Source organism: Rhodococcus sp. T2V, assembly GCF_029269925.1.
In the GTDB taxonomy this organism is placed as follows: Bacteria; Actinomycetota; Actinomycetes; order Mycobacteriales; family Mycobacteriaceae; genus Rhodococcus_F; species Rhodococcus_F koreensis.
The window spans coordinates 116329-138405 of sequence record NZ_JARJBD010000002.1; the positions used below are offsets into that span (position 1 = coordinate 116329).

Below are 22077 nucleotides of genomic sequence, written 5' to 3' on the forward strand. Positions count from 1 at the left end.
TCAGTTCCCGGACCGCTCCTCGGCCTGAGCCACGAGCGCGGTGAGCGCCGCCACCCAGAACTGCCCGAACCGGTCCACGTCCGGCGCCGAGAGGATGCCGGGCGGGAACGACATGAACGCCGACAACTGCAGGCCCTCAGCAGTTTCCGAGATCACCGACTGAATGTCGAGAACGGCCTGGGCGGGCATCGCACTCTTCTCGAACCCACCCGTGACGGGAGATTCGAAGTCGGGCAGCCAGTCGAGTCCGCGGACCGCCTCGGGAACCTCGGCGGCGCTGACGCGTCCGATGTAGTTGAACACGATCTGCGGTTCCGGCCAGTTCCTCATCACCGACGTCGTGTCGGGGTTGAGGTACCGCAGCAGTCCGTATCCGATTCCCCGGTCCGGGATCGCGCGCAGCTGATCCCGCACCGCGCGCACCGCATCCGCGGCGCCCGCACCGCCCCGCAGGGCGTCGGCGATGTCGACCCCGGCGAGATCGAGCCGTGCCGGGTACATCGTGGTGAACCAGCCGACCGTCCGCGACAGATCCGCACCCGGCACCGCGGACTCTTCACGTCCGTGACCCTCGAGCGTGACCACCGTCGACGAGGCCTCGACTCCGCGGTCGCGCCGCCACGCGGCCACCGCCAACGCGAGGGCCGCCGCGAGGACATCGCCGATCTCACCGTCGAGCGCACCCGGCGTGCCGCCCAGCAACGCCTCGGTGACCGGTGCGGGCACGTCCACCCGGGTCCGTTCCAGCGTGCTGACCAGATCGGTGCGCAGGTCCAGCTCACGCGATCCGAGCAGCGGATCCGGAGCGGTCAGCATCCGTTCCCACACCGCGAGTTCGGCCACCCGCTCCGGTGTCGCCGCCGCCTCGAGCAGACCGTCGGTCCACCGCCGCAGCGACGTTCCGACCGGCTCGAGCGACGGCGTCGTGCCTGCGGCGATCTGGGCGCCTGCGGTCGCGAAGTCCGGCACCAGGATCCGCCACGACACGGAGTCGATGACGAGGTGGTGCGGCACGACGAGGAGCCGTCCGCGGCGATCCGCCTCGGCGGGGTCGAACCAGACGAACTGGAGCATCGACCCGGTGCGCGGATCGAGACGATCCAGCGCCGCATCGAAGGCCGCACCCGCCACCGCGTCGAACTCCGGCGAACCGGGCTCGGCGCCGGCCGCGATCTCCACCCGCTGCACGGTGGCGTCGAGGTCGACGCTGCCCGCAGGCGCGATCTCGAGCGCGTCCCCGGCACCGTCCGTGACCAGTGTCGACCGCAGCACATCGTGCCGGTCGACCACCGCGGTGATCGTCGCGATCACCTGCTCGCGCTCGATTCCGGCGGGCAGTGTCAGCAACAACGGCATGACGAATCGGTCGAAGTCGCCGCCGCGCTCGACCATCTTGCGGGCGACCGGGGTCAGCGGCACCGTTCCGACGCCGCCCCCCTCGTACTCCGCCAGGACCGCCGCAGCGGACTCGCCCGAATCGGCCACTGCTGCAAGCTCGGCAACGGTGCGCCGCTCGAACACATCGCGCGCCGTGAAGTGGATACCGGCCGAACGCGCCCGCGCCACCAACTGGATGGACACGATGCTGTCGCCGCCGAGTTCGAAGAACGAGTCGTCGATGCCGACGCGCTCCCGGCCGAGCAGCTCACCGAACACGGTGGCGAGTGCCCGTTCGGTGTCGGTGCGCGGCGCGCGGAACTCGGCCGCCGAGGCGAAGTCCGGCACCGGCAGCGCGCGCCGGTCGAGCTTGCCGCTGGTGCCCAGCGGAAGCTCCGCGAGAACCATCACGGAATCCGGGATCATGTACTCGGGCAACGATTCCGCGACGAACGCATTCAGCGCCGCCTGGTCGATGGCCGCGTCGGGCCTCGGCACGACGTAGGCGACGAGCCGCGCGCCCACCTCACTGGTGTGCACGATCACGGCTGCCTGCGCCACGTCGCCGTGCCGGACGAAGGCCTCCTCGACCTCGCCGAGCTCGATGCGCAGTCCGCGCACCTTCACCTGGAAGTCGGTGCGGCCCACGAACTCGAGGACACCGCTCTCGTTCCACCGGACGAGGTCACCGGTGCGGTACATCCGCGCACCCGGATCACCGAACGGGTCGGCGACGAACCGTTCCGCACTCAGCGCGGCGCTGTTGACGTAGCCGCGCGCGAGTTGCGCGCCGTCGAGGTACAGCTCGCCGGGAACACCGATCGGTGCCGGATTCAGGTGGGCGTCGAGCACGTAGGCCCGCGTGTTCCAGGCCGGCGAACCGATCGGTGCAATCGTCGCCGTACCCGACCGCTCCACCACGTGGGCCGTCGAGTTGATGGTCACCTCGGTCGGGCCGTACAGGTTCACCAGCTCCGCGGAGCCGAGTCCTGCAACCCGCTCGGCGGCCGACTGCGGCAACGGCTCACCACCCGCGAACACGAGCCGCAGCGAACCGCACCCGTCGGCGGTCGCGGCGTCGAGGAACATGGTGAGCACGGACGGGACGAACTGGATCACCGTCACCGATTCCGTGTCGACCGTCGCGGCCATGTAGTCGGGATCGCGATGACCGTCCGGTGAGGCGATCACGAGGGTTCCGCCGACCACCAGCGGCAGGAACAGTTCCCACACGGAGGCGTCGAACGTGAACGGCGTCTTCTGCAGCACCACGTCCTGCGCGTCGATGCCGTAGACGTCGCGCATCCACGCCAGCTGATTGGCCAGCGCCGAGTGCGGAATCGCCACACCCTTCGGACGTCCCGTCGAACCCGACGTGTACAGCGCGTACGCCAGGTTGTCCGGGCGCAGGTCGGCGAGCCGTTCGGTGTCCTCGACCGGACCGTCGCCGTACCCGGACAGGTCGAAGTCCTCGACCAGGTACACCGGGACCTCCACGTCGAGGTTCGCGATGTCGTCGGCCGAACTCAGCACGCAGGCCGGCGTGGCGCTGTCCACCACGTACGACGTCCGGTCGGCGGGATGCTCGGGGTCGATCGGCACGTACGCGCCGCCCGCCGCGTGGACGGCGTAGAGGCTGGTCAGCATGTCGAGCGAGCGCCGCATCGCGATGCCCACCACCGTGTCCGGTCCCACACCGATCGCCATCAGGTGCCGCGCCAGGCGGTTGACCCGCGCGTCGAACTCGGCGTAGGTCAGGCGCACGTGGTCCGCCACCACGGCGGTCCGATCGGGTGTGCGCGCAACCTGGGCACCGAACATCGACACCACGGATTCTTCCGCGACGTCGCGGCCGGAATCGTTCCATCCGGACAGGACGAGGTCGCGCTCGTCCTGCGCGAGCAGGTCCAGATCGCCCACCAGAGTGGAACTTCCGGCCGCGATGGTCTGCAGGATCCGGTTCAGCCGGGAACCGAGACGCTCGACGGTGTCGGCGCCGAACACGTCCGGAAGGTACTTCAGGACCAACTGCAGTTCGCTGTCCGACTGCGCCAGCAGGCTCAGCGGGTAGTGCGAGGCGTCGCTGATCTGCACCCCGGCGACCCGCAGGCCGTCGATGTCGCTGTCCTCGGTGAGTCCGGCCCGGTCCACGGGGTACGACTCGAACACCGTCAACGTGTCGAACAGCCCGCCGATTCCGGCGATCTGCTGGATCTCGGGGAGACCGATGTGGTGGTGGTCGAACAGAGCGGACTGTTCCGCCTGCAGCCGTTCGAGCAGTCCGAGGATCGACTCGCGGGGATCGACGCGCACCCGGATCGGGATGGTGTTGATGAACAGACCCACCATCGACTCGATGCCCGCGACCTCCGGTGGGCGGCCCGACACGGTGGCGCCGAAGACGACGTCGTCGGACGCGGTCATCCGGGCCAGCAGCAGACCCCACGCCGCCTGGACGATCGTGTTCATCGTCAGGCCGCGATCCCGCGCGATGCGCGCCAGGTTCTCGCTCACCACCTCACCGAGATGCAGTGCGATCTCGGCGGGCTCGGGACGGTCCTCGCCGGCAGGCGCCGGGGCCAGGACGGTCGGCCCGTCCAGCCCGGCCAGTGCGTGCGCCCACGCGCTGCGCGAGGCGTTGGCGTCGCGTTCGGACAGCCAGCTGAGGAAGTCACGGTAGCCGCGGACTCGCGGCAGCACCGAGCCGTCCCCGCGGGTCGCGTACAGCACCAGCAGATCCTTCATCAGCAGCGGCATCGACCATCCGTCGAGCAGGATGTGGTGGTTGCTGATGGAGAACCGGTAGCTGCTCTCCCCCGTGCGGATCAGCAGGAACCGCATCAGGGGCGGGCGGCCCATGTCGAACCGCGCCGAACGGTGTTCGCTCAGAACGGAACCGATCCGCTCCTCGCGGTCCGTCTCGGACAGCGCCGACAGGTCGAGTTCTTCCCACGGCAGTGCAACGTGGTCGACGACCACCTGGACCGCGGTCCCCGAATCGTCGGGGACGAAGGCGGTGCGCAGGTTCGCGTGGCGCGCGATCAACGCTTCCGCCGCGCGGCGGAGGCGGCCGGTGTCGACGACGCCCCGGAAGTCGAGCACCACCTGAGCGGTGTAGACGTCCACCGCGTCCTCGGCGAGCACGGAATGGAAGAACATTCCGGACTGCAGCGGAGCGAGCGGCCACACGTCGGTCGCGGCGGGGTAGCGCCGTTCGAGCGTCTCGAGGTCGTCCTGCGTCACGGTCACGAGCGGGACGTCGGACGGCGTGAGACCGCCGCTCCTCGGCCCGGACGCGTGCTCGGCGAGCGCGGTCGCCGCGGCGTGCCACAGCTCCGCGAACTCCCACACGTCCGCCTCGTCGAGAATCTCGGTGGCGAACGCGATCTTGGCCTCGATCTGCGGGCCGGACGCCGTCTCCGACGTGACCGCGTTGATGCTGAGCACCGCAGGCGCCACCATCTCGTCGTCCATGGCGCCGCCGAACTCACCCGAGTCGCTGTCCGGAATCCAGCCGAGATCCCGGATCTCGGCGGGCAGATCCACCGAACCCGCCCGGCCGAGGTAGTTGAACCCGATCTGCGGAGTCGGCAGCGACGCCAGAGCCGGAGCGGTCTCGTCGTTGAGGTAGCGCAGGAGGCCGTAGCCGATGCCCTTGTCGGGCACGGCCAGCAACTGTTCCTTGACGGCCTTCAACGCAGAACCCGCCGAGGTGCCGCCGTCGAACGCGTCGGCGAGATCGGCCCGCGACACGTCCAGCCGCACCGGGTACAGGCTGGTGAACCAGCCCACCGTGCGGGCGAGGTCGGCACCGGGAACGGTCGACTCTTCACGGCCGTGTCCCTCCAGGTTGATCAGCACCGAACGATCCGTGGTGCCGCCGCGGAGTTCACGCCAGCGCGACACCGCGAGGGCGAGCGCCGCGAGCAGGCCGTCGTTGACGCCGCCGTTCACCGACTGCGGGATCGTGGTCAGCAACGCCTGCGTCACCTGCGTCGAGAACGTCATGCTCAGGCGGTCGGTCCGGGCGATCACGTCGCGTTCCGGATCGAACGCGCGCCGTCCGATCAGCGGGTCGGTTCCCGCGAGCATGCCGCGCCAGAAGTCGAGTTCGGCCACGCGGTGCGGAGACTTCGCCTCCTCGGCGAGTCCGTGCGCCCACGCCCGGACGGAGGATCCGACCGGTTCGAGCTGCGCCGGCGCTCCCGCCATGATCTGCGAACCCGCGGTCGCGAAGTCGGGCAACAGCACTCGCCAGGACACCCCGTCGACGACGAGGTGGTGCGCGAGCACCAGCAGGCGTCCGCTCTGACCCGGCAACGACTCCGCCGGGGCGAACCACACGAACTGCGTCATCCGGCCCGCCGCCGGATCGAGGCGGTCTGCGGCACGACTGAGAGCCGCGCGGGCCAGCCGCTCGAACCCGTCGGTGCCCGGCTTGTCGGTGAACTCGATCTGCTCGATCAGCTCGTCCGCGTCGAACGCGCGTCGAACGGACAGCGACTCGAACGACCAGTCGTCCCCGACCCGCGTGAGCCGGGAACGGAGAATGTCGTGGCGCGCCAGGATCGCGTCCACCGTGTCCGCCAGCTGATCTCGCGTGACGGCGGGCGGGGTGGTCAGCAGGACGGCCTGCGAGAACTTCTCGAAGGTTCCTGCCGTCTCCACGAGCCAGTGCGCGATCGGGGTGAGCGGCATCGTTCCGACGCCGCCGCCCGGCAATTCCTCGAGCTTCACCGAGTCGACCTCGGTGGCCCACGCGGCCACCTCGGCCAGCGCCGCCACGGTCTTGCGTTCGAAGACGTCGCGCGCGGTGAACAGCACCCCGGCGTTCTTCGCCCGGGTCGTCAGCTGGATGGACACGATGCTGTCGCCGCCGAGAGCGAAGAACGAATCGTCGACGCCGACCCGGTCGACGCCGAGAACCTGCGCGAAGACGTCGGCGATGGCCTTCTCCATCGGCGTCGACGGCGCGGTGTATTCGCCGGCGACCGACACGAACTGCGGCTCGGGAAGCGCCTTGCGGTCGAGCTTGCCCGCGGGTGTCAGCGGAACCGAGTCGATGGCCATGATCGACGACGGCACCATGTACCCGGGCAGGGTCTCGGAGACGAACGCCGACAGCTCGGCGACGTCGATCGACGCGCCCGCTGCAGGCATCACGTACGACACGAGCACGGTCTGTCCGGTCTGCTCGCGGTGGTGGCCGAGCGTGACCGCGAAGTCGACACTCGGGTGCCTGCCGAGTTCGGCGTCGATCTCACCGAGTTCGATGCGGAATCCGCGGACCTTCACCTGGAAGTCGGAACGGCCGACGTAGTCGAGGACGAGGTCGCCCGTCTCGTCGTCGTGCACCCAGCGGACGACGTCGCCGGTGCGGTAGAGCCGCTCACCGGGACCGCCGAACGGGTTGGCGACGAATCGCTCCGCCGTCAGGGCGAACCGGTTGTGGTAACCGCGCGCCACACTCGGACCCGCGACGTACAGCTCACCCGCGACACCCACCGGGACGGGCGTGAGCCGGGAGTCGAGGACGACCACGTCGACGCCCCGGGTGGGACCGCCGATGGTGACGGGCCGATCCGCGCTCATCGGGTTGCTCGACGTGCTCCAGATCGTCGCCTCGGACGGGCCGTACAGGTTGAACATGCGCCGGCCCGGTGCCCACTTCTGCATGAGCTCCGGCGGGCAGGCCTCGCCGGCCACCGACAGCACCTCGACGCCTTCCAACCCGGCCGGGTCCACCGTGGTGAGCGCGGCGGGTGTGATGAAGGCGTGCGTGACCTTCTGCTTCTTCAGCAACCGGGCGAGTTCGTCTCCGCCGTACACGACACCGGACGCGATGACCATCGTCGACGCGGCGGCCACGGCGTGCAGCAACTCGAAGACGGAGGCGTCGAAGCTGGGCGAAGCGAAGTGCAGCACCCGCGACTGCGGGGTGAGCCGGAGCCGCTCGACCTGCTCGGTCGTGACGTTCGCCAGGCCCGTGTGGGTGACGACGACGCCCTTGGGCAGACCCGTCGATCCCGACGTGTAGATCACGTACGCCGCGTCGTCGACGCGGGCCGGACGGATGCGGTCCGCGTCGGTGACGGCCTCGTCCGACACGGACGCGCACAGGTCGTCCATCTCGTCCGCGCCGAGCACGAGCCAGCGCACGGTGTCCGGGAGTTCCGCGACGTGCGCGCCGGTGGTGAGACCGATCTCCACGCGGGAGTCCGTGACCATGTGCATGATCCGGTCGAACGGGTAACTCGGATCGACCGGGACGAACGCCGCCCCGGTCTTCGCGACCGCCCAGATGGAGAGGATCGATTCGACGGAGCGTGTCAGTGCCAGCGCCACGAAATCGTCGGCGCCGAGGCCCCTGCCGATGAGAACGCGGGCGAGACGGTTCGAGCGCTCGTCGAGTTCGCGGTAGGTGACCTGGTCGTCGCCGCACACGACGGCGACGGCGTCGGGGTTCACCGCCGCGGCAGCGCCGAGGATGCCCGACAGCAGCTCGGGTGCGGCGGTGTCCACGCCGCGCACCGGAGCCAGCACGGCGTGCTCGTTCTCGCTGAGGACGTCGATGTCGCCGATCAGCACGGACGCGTCGGCGGTGATCGCCTCGAGGATGCGCTGGAAGCGGAACGCGAACGACGCGATGGTGCGCTCGTCGAACAGATCCGTCGCGTAGGTGAACACGCCGCGCATCGGCGCGTCACCGTCCGCGTCTGCCGCGTCGGCGAGTGTGAGCTGCAGATCGAACTTGGCGGCGTTGATCCCACCGTCGAGTCCCTCGACCGTCAGGCCGGGCAGTTCGAGGTGCGCCTGCTCGATGTTCTGGAACGCGAGAGCGACCTGGAACAGAGGCGAGAACGCGGTCGAGCGTTCCGGCTGTAGGATCTCGACCAGCCGCTCGAACGGCACGTCGGTGTGCGTGAACGCGCCGAGGTCATGCTGACGCACCTGCGCGAGGAGGTCGGCGAACGTCGCGTCGACGTCGACCTGCGCGCGCAGCACCAGCGTGTTGACGAACATGCCGACCAGGTCGTCGAGTGCGGCCTCGCCGCGGCCCTCGATCGCGGTGCCCACCGCGATGTCGTCCGTGGCGCTCAGCCGGGCGAGCAGCACCGACAGCGCCGCGTGCGCGACCATGAACAGCGACGCGTTGTGTTCGCGGGCCAGCGCCCCGAGCCGGTCGCGCAGTGCCGCGTCGATCTCGAAGTCGAAGTTGGCGCCGCGCATCGACTGTGCGGGCGGCCGCGGCCGGTCCGTCGGCAACGGCAGCACGTCCGGCAGACCGCTCAGCGTGGTCCGCCAGTAGTCGATCTGCTGGGTGGCCAGCGAATCCGGGGCGTTCTCGTCACCGAGCAACTCGTGCTGCCACAGCGAGAAGTCCGCGTATTGGACGTCGAGCGGAGCCCAGGCGGGTTCCGAGCCGGCGGCGCGGGCGCTGTAGGCGATCACCACGTCGCGTGCCAGCGGTGCCGTCGAGGCGCCGTCGGACGAGATGTGGTGGACGACGATGACCAGCACATGCTGTTCGGCGTCGATCCGCAGGAGGCGGGCCCGGACCGGAACCGCCGCCGCGACGTCGAATCCGGCGGTGACGAGGGAGATCACGCGTTCGCGCAGCACGGTCTCGTCGGCCACGTCCTCGACGTCCAGGGCCGTGAAACCCCGGGCCCGCGACAGCACGACCTGGCCCGGTCCGTCACCGGTGTCGGGGTAGGTGGTGCGCAGCGTCTCGTGCCGCTCGACGACGTCGCCGAGCGCCTGCTCGAGCGCGGCGACGTCGAGGTGGCCGGTCAGCCTGATCGCCAGCGGAATGTTGTACGCCGCCGACGCGGTGTCGAACTGGTTGATGAACCACATGCGGGACTGCGCCGGGGACAGCGGAATCCGGGCGGGACGCGACTGCGGCACCAGTGCCGGCCGGGTCGCACCCGCCGAATCGGACTGCTCGGCCCGCGCCGACAGCGCGATCACCGTCGGCGCCTCGAACAGCTCGCGCACACCGATCGACGTGTCCAGGGCTGCGTTGAGCCGGGCGACCACGCGGGTCGCGACCAGCGAGTTGCCACCGAGGTCGAAGAAGCTCGTGTCGGCGCTGACCCGCTCGTGACCGAGGACGTCCGCGAAGACACCCGCGACGATTTCCTCGACCGGGGTCCGCGGAGCCCGGTAATGGTCCGCGGCACCGCCGAATTCGGGTTCGGGAAGCGCCTTGCGGTCGAGCTTGCCGTTGATGTTCAGCGGCAGCTCGTCGAGCGCGATCAGCGCGGACGGCACCATGTAGCCGGGTACCGACCTACCCGCGAACGCGAGGACGTCGGCGTCGTCGACAGCACCGCCCGGCTCCGGCACGATGTAACCGACGAGGCGGTCGCCGGTGTGCCGGTCATGGTGCACCACGACGACGGCCTGCGCGACCGCCGGGTGCGCCACGAGGGCACGCTCGATCTCGCCGAGTTCGATGCGGAAACCGCGGACCTTCACCTGGAAGTCGCTGCGGCCGACGTAGTCGAGGTTGCCGTCGCGGTTCCATCGCACGAGGTCGCCGGTGCGGTACATCCGCGCCCCGGCCTTGCCGAACGGGCCGGCGACGAATCGTTCCGCGGTGAGGTCGTGGCGGCCGAAGTACCCACGCGCCAACTGCTCACCCGCGAGATAGAGCTCACCTGTGACGCCGGCGGGAACGGGGTGCAGACGCGAATCGAGAACGTAGGTCTGCGTGTTCCATTCGGGCCTGCCGATCGGGACCGAACCGTCGCGCTCGTCGCCGCACCGGTAGTGGGTGACGCTGACGGCGGCCTCGGTGGGGCCGTACAGGTTGAAGATGTCCGCGTCGCAGACGTCCCGGAACCGGAGCACCGTGTCGGCGGGCAAGGCCTCACCGATGCACAGCACCCGGCGCAGCGACGCCAGCTGCGCGGGTTCCGCCACCGCGACGAACGCGGACAGCAGCGAGGGCACGAAGTGCACCGTCGACACCTGCTGTTCGGCGACGAGTGCGGCCAGGTAGGACGGATCGCGGTGGCCGTCCGGTGCGGCGACGACGAGCCGTGCGCCCGCGGTCAGCGCCCACCAGAACTCCCACACCGACAGGTCGAACGTGGCCGCCGTCTTGAGCAGCACCGAATCCTCGGCGGTGAGCGGGTATTCCGACTGCTTCCACCGCAACTGGTTCGCGATCGCACCGTGCGCGATCGCCACGCCCTTCGGCCGTCCGGTCGAGCCGGACGTGTAGATCACGTACGCGGCGTTCTCCGCCCGCAGCGGTGCGGTCCGCTCCGAGTCGGTCAGCGGAGCCGGGTCGATATCGCCGAGATCCAGTTCGTCGAGCAGGAGGTAGTCGACACCACCGGGCAGTCCCCCGACGACGTCGCGGGTCGCCAGGACGCAGACGGGTTGCGCGCTCTCCAGCACGTAGGCGGTGCGCTCGGCCGGATGGTCCGGGTCGATCGGCAGGTACGCGCCACCGGCCGCGGCGATCGCGTACATGCCGACCAGTAGTTCCACCGAACGCGGAATGGCCAGGCCCACCACGGTTTCGGGGCCGACACCGCGGCCGACGAGATGCCGGGCCAACCGGTTCACCCGCGCCGAGAACTCGGCGTACGTGAGCGATTCGCCGTCGAACACGAGAGCGGTGACGTCCGGGTTCTCCGCGGCGGCGGCCGCGAACATGTCCGCCAGCGTCGTCGCCGGCAGTGCCTGCGCGGTGTCGTTCCATCCGGACACCACGAGTGCGCGCTCGTCGCTGCCGGTGAGCGGCAGGTCGCCGACCGCTGTCTGCGGCGACTCCACCGCGGCGGCCAGCACGCGGCGGAACATGTCCGCGAAACGCTGGACGGTGGCGGCGTCGAACAGGTCGGTGGCGAACGTGAACACACCCGACATCTGCTCACCCTCGGGGCTGTCCCCCAGGATCAGATGCAGATCGAACTGCGCGGTGTCGCCCTCGACGTCGAGCGGCGCGACGGTGAGGTCGGGCAGTTCCAGCTCGGCCTTCGTCGTGTTCTGGAACGAGTAGCCCACCTGGAAGATCGGGTGGTGGGCCATCGAGCGTGCCGGGTTCAGGACCTCGACGAGGCGCTCGAACGGGACGTCGGCGTGCGAGAACGCCTCGAGGTCGGCCTCCCGGGCGCGATCGAGGATCTCGTCGAACGTCTGCCGCCCGTCGACCTGCACCCGCAGCGCGAGGGTGTTGACGAACATGCCGACGACGTCGTCGAGTTCGCGCTCGCCGCGGCCGGCGATCGGGGTGCCGACCGCGATGTCCTCGGTGCCGGACAGCCGGCTGAGCAGCACCGCGAACGCGGCGTGCACGGCCATGAACACGCTGGCGTTGTGCCTGCGGGCCAGTGCGGCCAGGCCGCGGTGCACCTCGGCGTCGACGGTGAAATCGATCCGCGACCCGCGCAGCGACTGCACGGGCGGGCGCGGCCGGTCCACGGGCAGCTCGAGGAGGTCGGGCACGCCCGCGAGGGTCTTCGTCCAGAAGCCCAGCTGGGCGGCGATCAGGCTGTCCGGGTCGTCCTCGCTGCCGAGGAGTTCCCGCTGCCAGATCGCGTAGTCCGCGTACTGCACCGGAAGCGGCGCGAAGCCGGGTTCGCGGCCTGCCGCCCGGGATGCGTACGCCACCATGACGTCACGCACGAAGGGGGCGGTGGATTCGCCGTCGGTCGACACGTGGTGCACGACGAGTGCCAGCACGTAGTCCTTCGGACCGGCCTCGAACAGTCGCACCCGGATCGGCGGCACGTCGGCGGTGACGTCGAATCCGGTGGACACCATCTCCACCAGCTGCTCGCGCAGTTCCGTCTCGGTGACCGGAACGGGTGCGACGTCGATCGGCACCTGCGCGGCCGGGAGGATCACCTGGTGCGGGCCGTCGGCCGAATCCGGGTAGATCGTGCGCAGCGACTCGTGCCGCCCCAGCACGTCGAACACCGCGGACTGCAGTGCGTCGACGTCCAGCGCGCCGGTCAACCGGACGGCGAGCGGGATGTTGTAGGCGGGCGAGTCCGGGTCGAAGCGGTTGATGAACCACATCCGGGACTGCGCCAGCGACAACGGGACGAAGGCAGACCTCTCCCGTGGTGCGAGGACGGGCCGTGGCCGGACGTTCTCGTCCGGGGCTGCGATGCGGGCGGCCAGGCCCGCGACCGTCGGGGCCTCGAACAGTTCCCGCACGCCGATGCGGAGGCCGAAGACCTGCCCGGCCCGCGACACGACCCGGGTGGCGCTCAGCGAGTTTCCGCCGAGATCGAAGAAGCTGTCGTCGACGCTGACCTGCTCGAGTCCGAGCACGTCCGCGAAGATGCCCGCGATCGTCTCCTCGGCGGGTGTCGTCGGGGCACGGAACTCCGCACCCGCGGACACGAACTCGGGTTCGGGCAGCCGCGCCCGGTCCAGCTTGCCGATGCCGGTCAGCGGGATCTCGTCGAGAACGATCACGACGGACGGCACCATGTACGGCGGAAGTGTTTCGCCGACAACCGACTTCAGCGACTCCGGATCGACCGTCGCGTCGTCGGCGGGCAGGACGTACGACACGAGGGTCGTCAGTCCGGCGGGGTTCTCGCGACCCACGGTCACCGCGAACTCGATGCCCGGCTGCGCGGTCAGGGCGGCGTCGATCTCACCGAGTTCGACGCGGAACCCGCGGACCTTCACCTGGAAGTCGGACCGGCCGACGTACTCCACCCGATGTCCGTCCGCCCAGCGCACAACGTCGCCGGTGCGGTACATGCGGGCGCCGGGCTCGCCGAACGGGTTGGCCACGAACCGTTCCGCCGTGACGGACGGACGGTTGTGGTAGCCGCGGGTCACCGACGGACCGCAGATGTACAGCTCCCCGGGCACGCCCTCCGGCACCGGACGCAACCGCGAATCGAGGATGAGCGATTCGACGCCACGCAGCGGCGAACCGATCGTGACGCGTTCACCGGCCACCATCGGTTCGGTGATGGTGACGATGACGGTGGTCTCGGTGGGACCGTACGCGTTGCGCATCTCGCGGCCGGGAGCCCACCGCGCCACGAGTTCCGGCGTGCAGGTGTCGCCGCCGACCACGACGGACGTGACGGAGTCGAGGCCGTCGGGATCGACCGTCATCAGCGCGGTCGGCGTCATGACCACGTTGTTGACCTGTTCGCGGCGGATCAGGTCGGCGAGTTCGTCGCCGCCGTAGACGTCGGCCGGCGAGATCACCAGGGTGGCGCCCGCACTGAACGCGGCGAGCATCTCCCCGACCGACGTGTCGAAGCTCGGCGACGCCACGTGCAGGAACCGGGAATCCGGCGACACGACGTAGTGCTCGCGCACCTCGCGGGTGAGGTTGGCCAGACCGCGGTGGGTGACCACCACGCCCTTCGGCTTGCCCGTCGAACCCGAGGTGTAGATGAGGTACGCGGGGTGATCGACCGTCAGCGCGCGGCGCAGATCGGCGTCCTCCACCGCGGCCGCACTGCAGGCAGTGATCTCCTCGGCGGCTGCCGTCTCGTCGAGGACGATCCACGGCACCGTGCCGGGCAGGTCGGTGTGATGGCGGGCGACCGTCAGTCCGAGGACCGCTCCCGAATCGGACAGCATCTCGCCGATCCGCTCGAACGGAAGCTTCGGATCGACGGGCAGGTAGGCGCCGCCGGCCTTGGCGATCGACCAGATCCCGAGGATGGATTCGACGGAGCGCGTGATCGCCAGCGCGACATAGTCCTCCGGCCCCACACCCCGATCGATCAGGACGCGCGCCAGCCGGTTCGACTGCTCGTCCAGTTCGCGGTACGTGAGCTCACGACCCTCGAAGGACACCGCGACCGACTCCGGCGAGATCTCGACGCCCGAACGCAGCAGTTCCGGCAGCGTGCTCGGCTCGACCGACTGCGGCCCGCGGACCGGGGCGATCGCGGCCTTCTCCGCGGCGTCGAGGATCTCGATGTCGCCGAGGACCACGTCGCGGTCGGACGACACGGCACCGAGGATCCGGACGAACCGGTCCGCGAAGCTCAGGACGGTCTGCTCGTCGAAGATGTCGGTCGAATAGTTGAATGTCGCGGCGATCCCCGCGGCGGCCCCGTCGGCGTAGCGCTCCCCGACGCTGAGCTGGAGGTCGAACTTGGCGACCTCGAGCGGGGCGTCGAGCGCGGAGATCTCGAGGCCCGGGAACTCCATCCGGACCGACTCGTTGTTGTCGAACGACAACGCCACCTGGAACAGCGGCTGGTGCGCCGTCGACCGCGGGACGTCGAGGACCTCGACGAGGCGCTCGAACGGAACGTCGCTGTGGCTGAACGCATTCAGATCGGTGGCGCGCACCTGTGCCAGCAGGTCGGCGAAGGTGTCGTCGGGACGCACCGCCGCGCGGAGCACGAGGGTGTTGACGAACATGCCGACGAGCCTGTCGAGTTCCTGCTCGCCGCGGCCGGCGACCGGCGTGCCGATCGCGACGTCCGTCTGCGAAGACAGCCGCTCGAGCAGCACCGCGAGCGCGGCGTGCACGACCATGAACAGGGTCGTGTTCGTTACCTGGGCGATCGCGAGCAGCCCGCGGTGGGTCTGCGCGTCGATCGTGAACCGCGCCGACGCGCCGCGCAGCGACTGCACGGGCGGCCGGGGCCGGTCGGTCGGCAACTCGAGCACCTCGGGGAGCCCGCCGAGCGCCTGCTGCCAGTAACCGAGCTGGCGGGCGGCCTGCGAGTCGGGGTCCGACTCGTCGCCGAGCGACTCACGCTGCCACAGAGCGTAATCGGCGTACTGGACGGGCAGCGGTTCCCAGCCGGGGGCACTGCCGGCGGCACGCGCCGCGTAGGCGGTCATCACGTCCGTGAACAGCGGCGCCAGCGACGCACCGTCGGCCGAGATGTGGTGCACGACCATCATCAGGATGTGGTCGGTGGGGTTCACCTCGAAGCAGGCGACCCGCACCGGGACGGTCTGGGTGACGTCGAATCCGGTGGCACCGAGTTCACGCAGACGCGCGAACAGGTCCTGCTCGTCCGCGACCGGGGTCGGGGTCAGATCGGACACCACGTCCGCTGCGGGCAGCACGACCTGGTGTGCGTCCTCGTCGCCGACCGGGAAGACCGTGCGCAGCGACTCGTGCCGCTCGACGACGTCCGCCCACGCCGCATTCAGCGCCGCCGCGTCGATCGAGCCGGTCAACCGCACCGCCAACGGCAGGTTGTACGCCGGGGAGGTCGGATCGAACTGGTTGACGAACCACATCCGCTGCTGGGCCAGCGACAGCGGGATGCGGTCGGGTCGCGGTCGGGCGACGAGCGCGGGACGCTGCTGCGCGGTCCCCGACGTCGCCTCGAGCAGCGCCGCGAGTTCCGCGACGGTCGGATTCTCGAAGCACTCCCGCACCGAGAGGTGCGCGCCGACCGCCGCCCGGAGGCGGGCGGTGAGCCTCGTCGCGCTGATGGAGTTTCCGCCGAGGTCGAAGAACGAGTCGGCGGATCCGACCCGTTCGGCACCGAGAACATCGGCGAACACGCTCGCCACGACGGTCTCCATCGGCGTGCGCGGGGCCACGTATTCCACCGCGACGGTGGCGAACTCGGGCTCCGGCAGAGCCTTCCGGTCCAGCTTCCCGCTGGCACCGAGAGGGAAACTGTCCAGGACGACGATGCGGGCGGGCACCATGTACGCGGGCAGCACCTGCGCCGCCGCGTCCTGCACCGACTTCGTGTCGACCCGGGCGCCGGACCGCGGCACCACATAGGCGACGAGATTCTCGCCGGTCGACTCGCTTCGATGGATCGTCACCGCTGCCTGCGCCAAGGATTCGTGCGTCAGCAACGCGGCCTCGACCTCGCCGAGTTCGATCCGCAATCCACGCAGCTTGACCTGGAAGTCGCTGCGTCCGATGTATTCGAGGTTCCCGTCGGCGCGCCGGCGAACGACGTCGCCCGTGCGGTACATCCGCTGCCCGGACCCGGCGAACGGGTTGGCGACGAACCGATCGGAGGTCAGATCGCTGCGTCCGACGTATCCGCGGGCCAACTGCGTCCCCGCGAGGTACAGCTCGCCGGGAACCCCGACCGGCACCGGGCGAAGCCGTGAGTCCAGCACGTGGAGATCGGTGTTCCGCACCGCACTACCGATGGGAACGGTGCCGCGGACATCGTGGTCGACCTGCCCGGCGGTCGCGTGCACGGTGAATTCCGTCGGACCGTAGAGGTTGTGCACCTCGGCGTCCGACAGTCCGCGGAACGCCTCGGCGGTCGCGGGCGGGAACGCCTCGCCCGCGACGAGCACGATTCGAAGGCTGAGAAGGTCGTGCCGTTCGGCCTCGCCGACGAACACCGACAGCATCGACGGCACGAACGAGGTCGCCGTGACGCCCTCGCGCGCGATCAGCGCCGCGAGATACTCGGGGTCACCGTGACCGTCGGGCGTCGCGATCACCAGGCGGGCACCCGCGACGAGCGTGCCGAACAACTCCCAGACCGACACGTCGAACGTCGCCGGGGTCTTCTGCAGCACGACATCGTGTGCGTCGAGTCCGTACTCGGCGACGATCCACGAGATCTGGTTCAGGACCGCCGCGTGACTCACCGCGACGCCCTTCGGCCGTCCCGTCGAACCGGAGGTGTAGATGACGTAGGCGGGGTTCGACGGCAGGAGAGTCCCCCGGCGCTCCTCGTCGCGCAGCGGCTCGGCCGGCATGTCGACGGACAGCCGGTCGATCTCCACCACGTTGTGCCCGGTGGGAAGGTCGAGAGCATCTCGCGCAACCGTCAGGATGCAGAGCGGCGAGGCGCTGTCGAGGACGTAGGACGTGCGCTCGGCCGGATGGTCGGGGTCGAGCGGAACATACGCGCCACCCGCCTTCACGATCGCGTACATCGCGACCATCGAGTCGATCGACCGCCGGATCGCGAGCGCGACCCGGACCTCCGGCCCGACACCCATCTCGATCAGGGTGCGCGCGAGTGTGTTGACACGCTTGTCGAACTCGGCGTAGGTCAGCGACTCGTCGCCGGACACCAGGGCCACGGCGTCCGGCGTCCGCGCGACCTGCTCGTCGAACAGGTCGACGACGGTCTGCTCCTCCGCGTCGGTCGCGGAGGTCGCGGACGTGGCGTCGGTGATCACGCCGGCGAGGACACCGGCGAACGTGTCGGCGAAGCCTTCGCCCGACGATCCGTCGAGCAGTCCGGGCAGCAGGGTGGACAGGGCCACCGTGACCGCGGCCTCCGGGCCGACGCCCACACCGGCGAGCGTACGCGCGAGTTCGGCGGACTTGTCCCGCAACTGCGCGTACGTGACATCGGTCCCGTTGTGCGACAGCGCAATTCCGTCCGGGTTGATCGACGCGGCACCGTCGAGGAGTTCGGGCAGCGACTTGGTGGCCGCCAGCTCCTGCGAGATCGAGTGCGACAACAGGGACTGTCCGCCCTCGTCCGGTACGGCGAGCCCGGCCTTCTCGTCCTCGGTCAGGATGTCGATGTCGCCGACGACGGCGTCCGCGTCGGCCGTGACGGCCTCCAGCACACGGACGAAACGATCGGCGAAACCGCGAACCGTCGCCTCGTCGAAGAGATCGGTGGCGTAGGAGAACCAGCCTCGCATGCCGTTCGCGACGGATCCCTCGTCGAACCGTTCCTCGACGGCGACACCGAGATCGGTCTTGCTCGTGGTGAGACCGCTCTCGAGGACCTCGACGGTCAGCCCGGCGAGTTCGAGCTTCGGCCGTTCGAGGTTCTGGAAGCTCAGCATCACCTGCGCGAGCGGCGCGTACGTGGCGGTGCGCGACGGCCGGAGCACCTCGACGATCTGCTCGAACGGCACATCGGCATTGGCGAATGCGTTGAGATCGACCTCACGGGCCTGTGTGAGCAGCGTGCTGAAGCGGGCGTTCTGGTCGACGTCGGTGCGCAGCACCAGAGTGTTGACGAACATCCCGACGAGGTCGTCGAGCGCGCGGTCACCGCGGCCCGCGACGGGGGTGCTGACCGAGATGTCGCTGGTGCTGCTCAGTCGTCCGAGCAGCACGGCGAGCGCGGTGTGCACCACCATGAACAGCGACGCCTGGTGGGTCTGCGCGAGTTCGTTCAGGGACCGGTGCACGTCCTGCCCGATCTCGAACTCGATCAGCCCGCCCTGCGGGTTGCGGACCGCCGGGCGCGGCCGGTCGGCCGGGAGGTCGAGGACCTCCGGCGCATCGCCGAGGGCGTGCGTCCAGTACGCGATCTGCTTGCCCGCGAGCGACTCCGGATCATCCTCGGAGCCGAGGAGAGTGCGCTGCCACAGGGCGAAGTCGGGGTACTGCACGGGCAGCGGCGAGAAGCCGGGCTCCTCCCCCTGCACGCGTGCGCCGTACGCGCCGAACAGGTCCCGCGCGAGCGGGGCCATCGACGAACCGTCCGCCGAGATGTGGTGGACGACGACCACGAGGACGTGGTCGCGTTCCCCGAGCGCGAACAGGGCGGCGCGCACCGGGACGTCGGCGGTGACGTCGAAGCCTGCCGAGGCCAGCGTGACGACCCGCTCCCGCAGTTCCTGCTCGCCGGCCACGCGGACCACGTCGAGTTCGGATCGCGTGTCGGACTCGGACAGGACGACCTGGTAGGGGCCGTCGACGGAATCCGGGTACACCGTGCGCAGCGACTCGTGCCGGGCCACGACGTCGGCGATCGCCGTCCGCAGCGCGTCGACGTCCAGTGCACCGGTGAGCCGGAGCGCCAACGGGATGTTGTACTCGGCCGATTCGGGGTCGAATCGGTTGGCGTACCACATCCGCTGCTGCGCCAGCGACAGTGGCAGACGGTCCGGGCGCGGTCCGGCGGTGACGGGCGGACGGGCGCCGCCGTCCACGCCGAGCGCTTCCAGCCTGCGGGCCAGCTGCGCCACCGTGGGGGCCTCGAAGATCTCGCGGACCGGCGCGTCGATTCCGACGGCCTCGTTGATCCGCGCCATCACGCGGGTGGCGGCGAGCGAGTTGCCGCCGAGCGTGAAGAAGGAGTCGTCGGCGCCGACCTGGTCGACACCGAGCACCTCCGCGAACACCGCGGCGACCCGCTGTTCGAGAGCGGTTCCCGCGGCACGGAACTCGCGGTCCTCCGCCAGGAACTCGGGCTCGGGCAGCGCCCGGCGGTCGAGTTTGCCCACCGGGGTGAGCGGGATCGCGTCGAGCGTCACGATCGTCGACGGCACCATGTATGTGGGGACGAACTCGCCCGCGAAGTCCAGTATCGCGGTGACGTCCACCTCGGCTCCCGGCGCCGGCAGCACGTACGAGACGAGGACCGAATCCCCGGACGGCCCGGGCAGCACCGACGTCGTCGCGAAGTCGACGGCGGGGTGCTTCGCCAGCACCGCGTCGATCTCGCCGAGTTCGATGCGGAACCCGCGAACCTTCACCTGCTGGTCCGAGCGGCCCACGTAGTCGACGGTCAGCGCGCCGTCCGCGTCCTTCGCCCAGCGGACGACGTCGCCGGTGCGGTACATCCGGTCGCCCGGTTCACCGTAGGGGTTCGCCACGAAGCGTCCCGCGGTCAGCGGCGTGCGCCAGTGGTAGCCGCGGGCCAGTCCGAGGCCCGACAGATAGAGGTCACCTGCGATACCGACCGGGACGGGTCGGAGCCGATCGTCGAGGACCAGCGCGCTGGTGCCGCGGATCGGACCACCGATCGTGACCGGGCCGTCGGCGGCCATCGGGTCGCTGATGTTGGTCATGATCGTGGTCTCGGTGGGACCGTAGCCGTTGAACAGCGAACGTCCGGGCGCCCAGCGGGCCGCGAGTTCCGCCGGGACGGCCTCGCCGCCGGCGACGACGAACTGGAAGTCGTCCAGCCCGGACGGGTCCACGGACGCCAGCGCCGACGGCGTGACGAAGCCGTGCGTGACACGGTGCTCGCGCAGGAACTTCGCGAACTCGGGTCCGCCGTACACGTCGGTGGGAGCGATCACCATGGTGGCGCCGGCGCCGACCGCGAGCAGCAGTTCCAGAACGGACGCGTCGAAACTCGGCGACGCGAAGTGCAGCGTCCGCGAGTCGGTCGTCACCGAGTAGCGCTCACGCTGTTCGGCGGCGAAGTTGGCCAGACCCCGGTGCGTGACGACGACGCCCTTGGGTTGCCCGGTGGTGCCGGACGTGTAGATCACGTAGGCGCTGTTGGCCGGTGTGACCGCCGTCCGGCGCTCCGCCTCCGCGACGGGAGCCGTGGAGTAGCGCGCCGAGGCGTCCACGAAGTCGTCGCCGTCGAGGATCAGCCAGTCGACGTCCCGCGGAAGCCTGCCGACCTCGGAGCTCACGGAAAGTCCCAGTGTCACACCGGAATCGGTGACCATGTGGGCGATGCGCTCGTCCGGGTACCCGGGGTCGATCGGCACGTACGCGCCGCCGCTCTTGGCAACGGCCCAGATGCCGACGATGGACGGGATCGAGCGGGTGATGCCGAGCCCGACGAACGTTTCCGCGCCGACGCCGCGTTCGATCAGGATGCGCGCCACCCGGTTCGAGCGCTCGTCCAGTTCGCGGTAGGTGATGCTCTCGCCGCCCGAGACGATCGCGTCCCCGTCCGGGTTCGCGGCGACCGCAGCCTCGAGCAGTTCGACGAGCGTGGTGGGCGCGACGCCCTCGATACCGCGGACCGGTGTCAGCTCCTCGGTCTCCGCGGCGTCGAGAATGGGGATGTCCCCCACCGCGACGTCGGTTCCGCCGCCCGCGACGGCGGTGAGGATCCGCACGAAGCGGTCCGCGAAGCCCTGCACGGTGTCCGCGTCGAAGATCTCGGTGGCGTACCCGAGAACACCGGTGATCCCGGTGGGCGCACCCTCGTCCGACCACAGTTCGCGCAGGTCGACGGTGAGGTCGAACTTGCTGAACTCGACATCCACGGCACCGGGTGTCGCCTCGAGTCCGGCGAACTCGAGCGACGGGATGCCGTTGACCTGATGGGTCAGCACGACCTGGAACAGCGGCGAGTACGCCGTGGACCGGGTCGGATTCAGGGCGTCCACCAACTGCTCGAACGGAACGTCCTGGTTGCTGAATGCGGCGAGGTCCTGGGTGCGGACCTGCTCGAGCAGGTCGGCGAAGGAGGTTCCGGGCTCGACCTCGGTCCGCAGCACCAGCGTGTTGACGAACATGCCGACGAGGTTCTCGAGCGCCTCGTCGCCGCGACCGGCCACCGCGGCGCCGATGGCGATGTCGGTGCTCGAACTGAGCCGCGCCAGCAGCACGGACAGCGAGGCGTGCAGCACCATGAACAGAGACACGTTGTGCGCCCGCGCGACCTCGCCGAGACGACGGTGCACGTCCTCGTCGACGGAGAAGCCGACGGAGGCGCCTGCCATCGACCGCACCGTCGGGCGGGGGCGGTCGATGGGGAGAGCCAGGACGTCGGGCACACCCGCGAGGGTCTTCGACCAGAAGTCGATCTGCGCGGCGGCCAGGGAGCCGGGGTCGTCCTCGGACCCGAGCACGTCCCGCTGCCACAGCGCGTAGTCGGCGTACTGGACGGGCAGCACCGGCCAGGCGTGCTCCGTGCCCTCCCGGTGGGCCGCGTACGCCGTCATGACGTCGCGAGCCAGCGGCAGCGTGGAGGCGCCGTCGGATGCGATGTGGTGCATGACGAGCACGAGGACGTGGTCGTTCGCGCCGAGCCGGAACAGGCGGGTCCGGACCGGGATCGTGTCGGTGACATCGAAGCCGGTGGACCCGAACTCGAACATCCGGTCCCGCAGGTCCTCCTCGCG

General features: G+C 70.0%; 1 protein-coding gene (only partly in view). It reads right to left on the reverse strand.

The window, feature by feature from the left end; all coding sequences use genetic code 11:
• Positions 1-22077 carry the 3' portion of a non-ribosomal peptide synthase/polyketide synthase gene (locus P3H15_RS02845; protein WP_276135847.1) on the reverse strand. It continues 11745 nt past the right edge of the window, so the window shows 22077 of its 33822 coding nt (coding positions 11746-33822); the start codon falls outside the window, past its right edge; its stop codon occupies positions 1-3.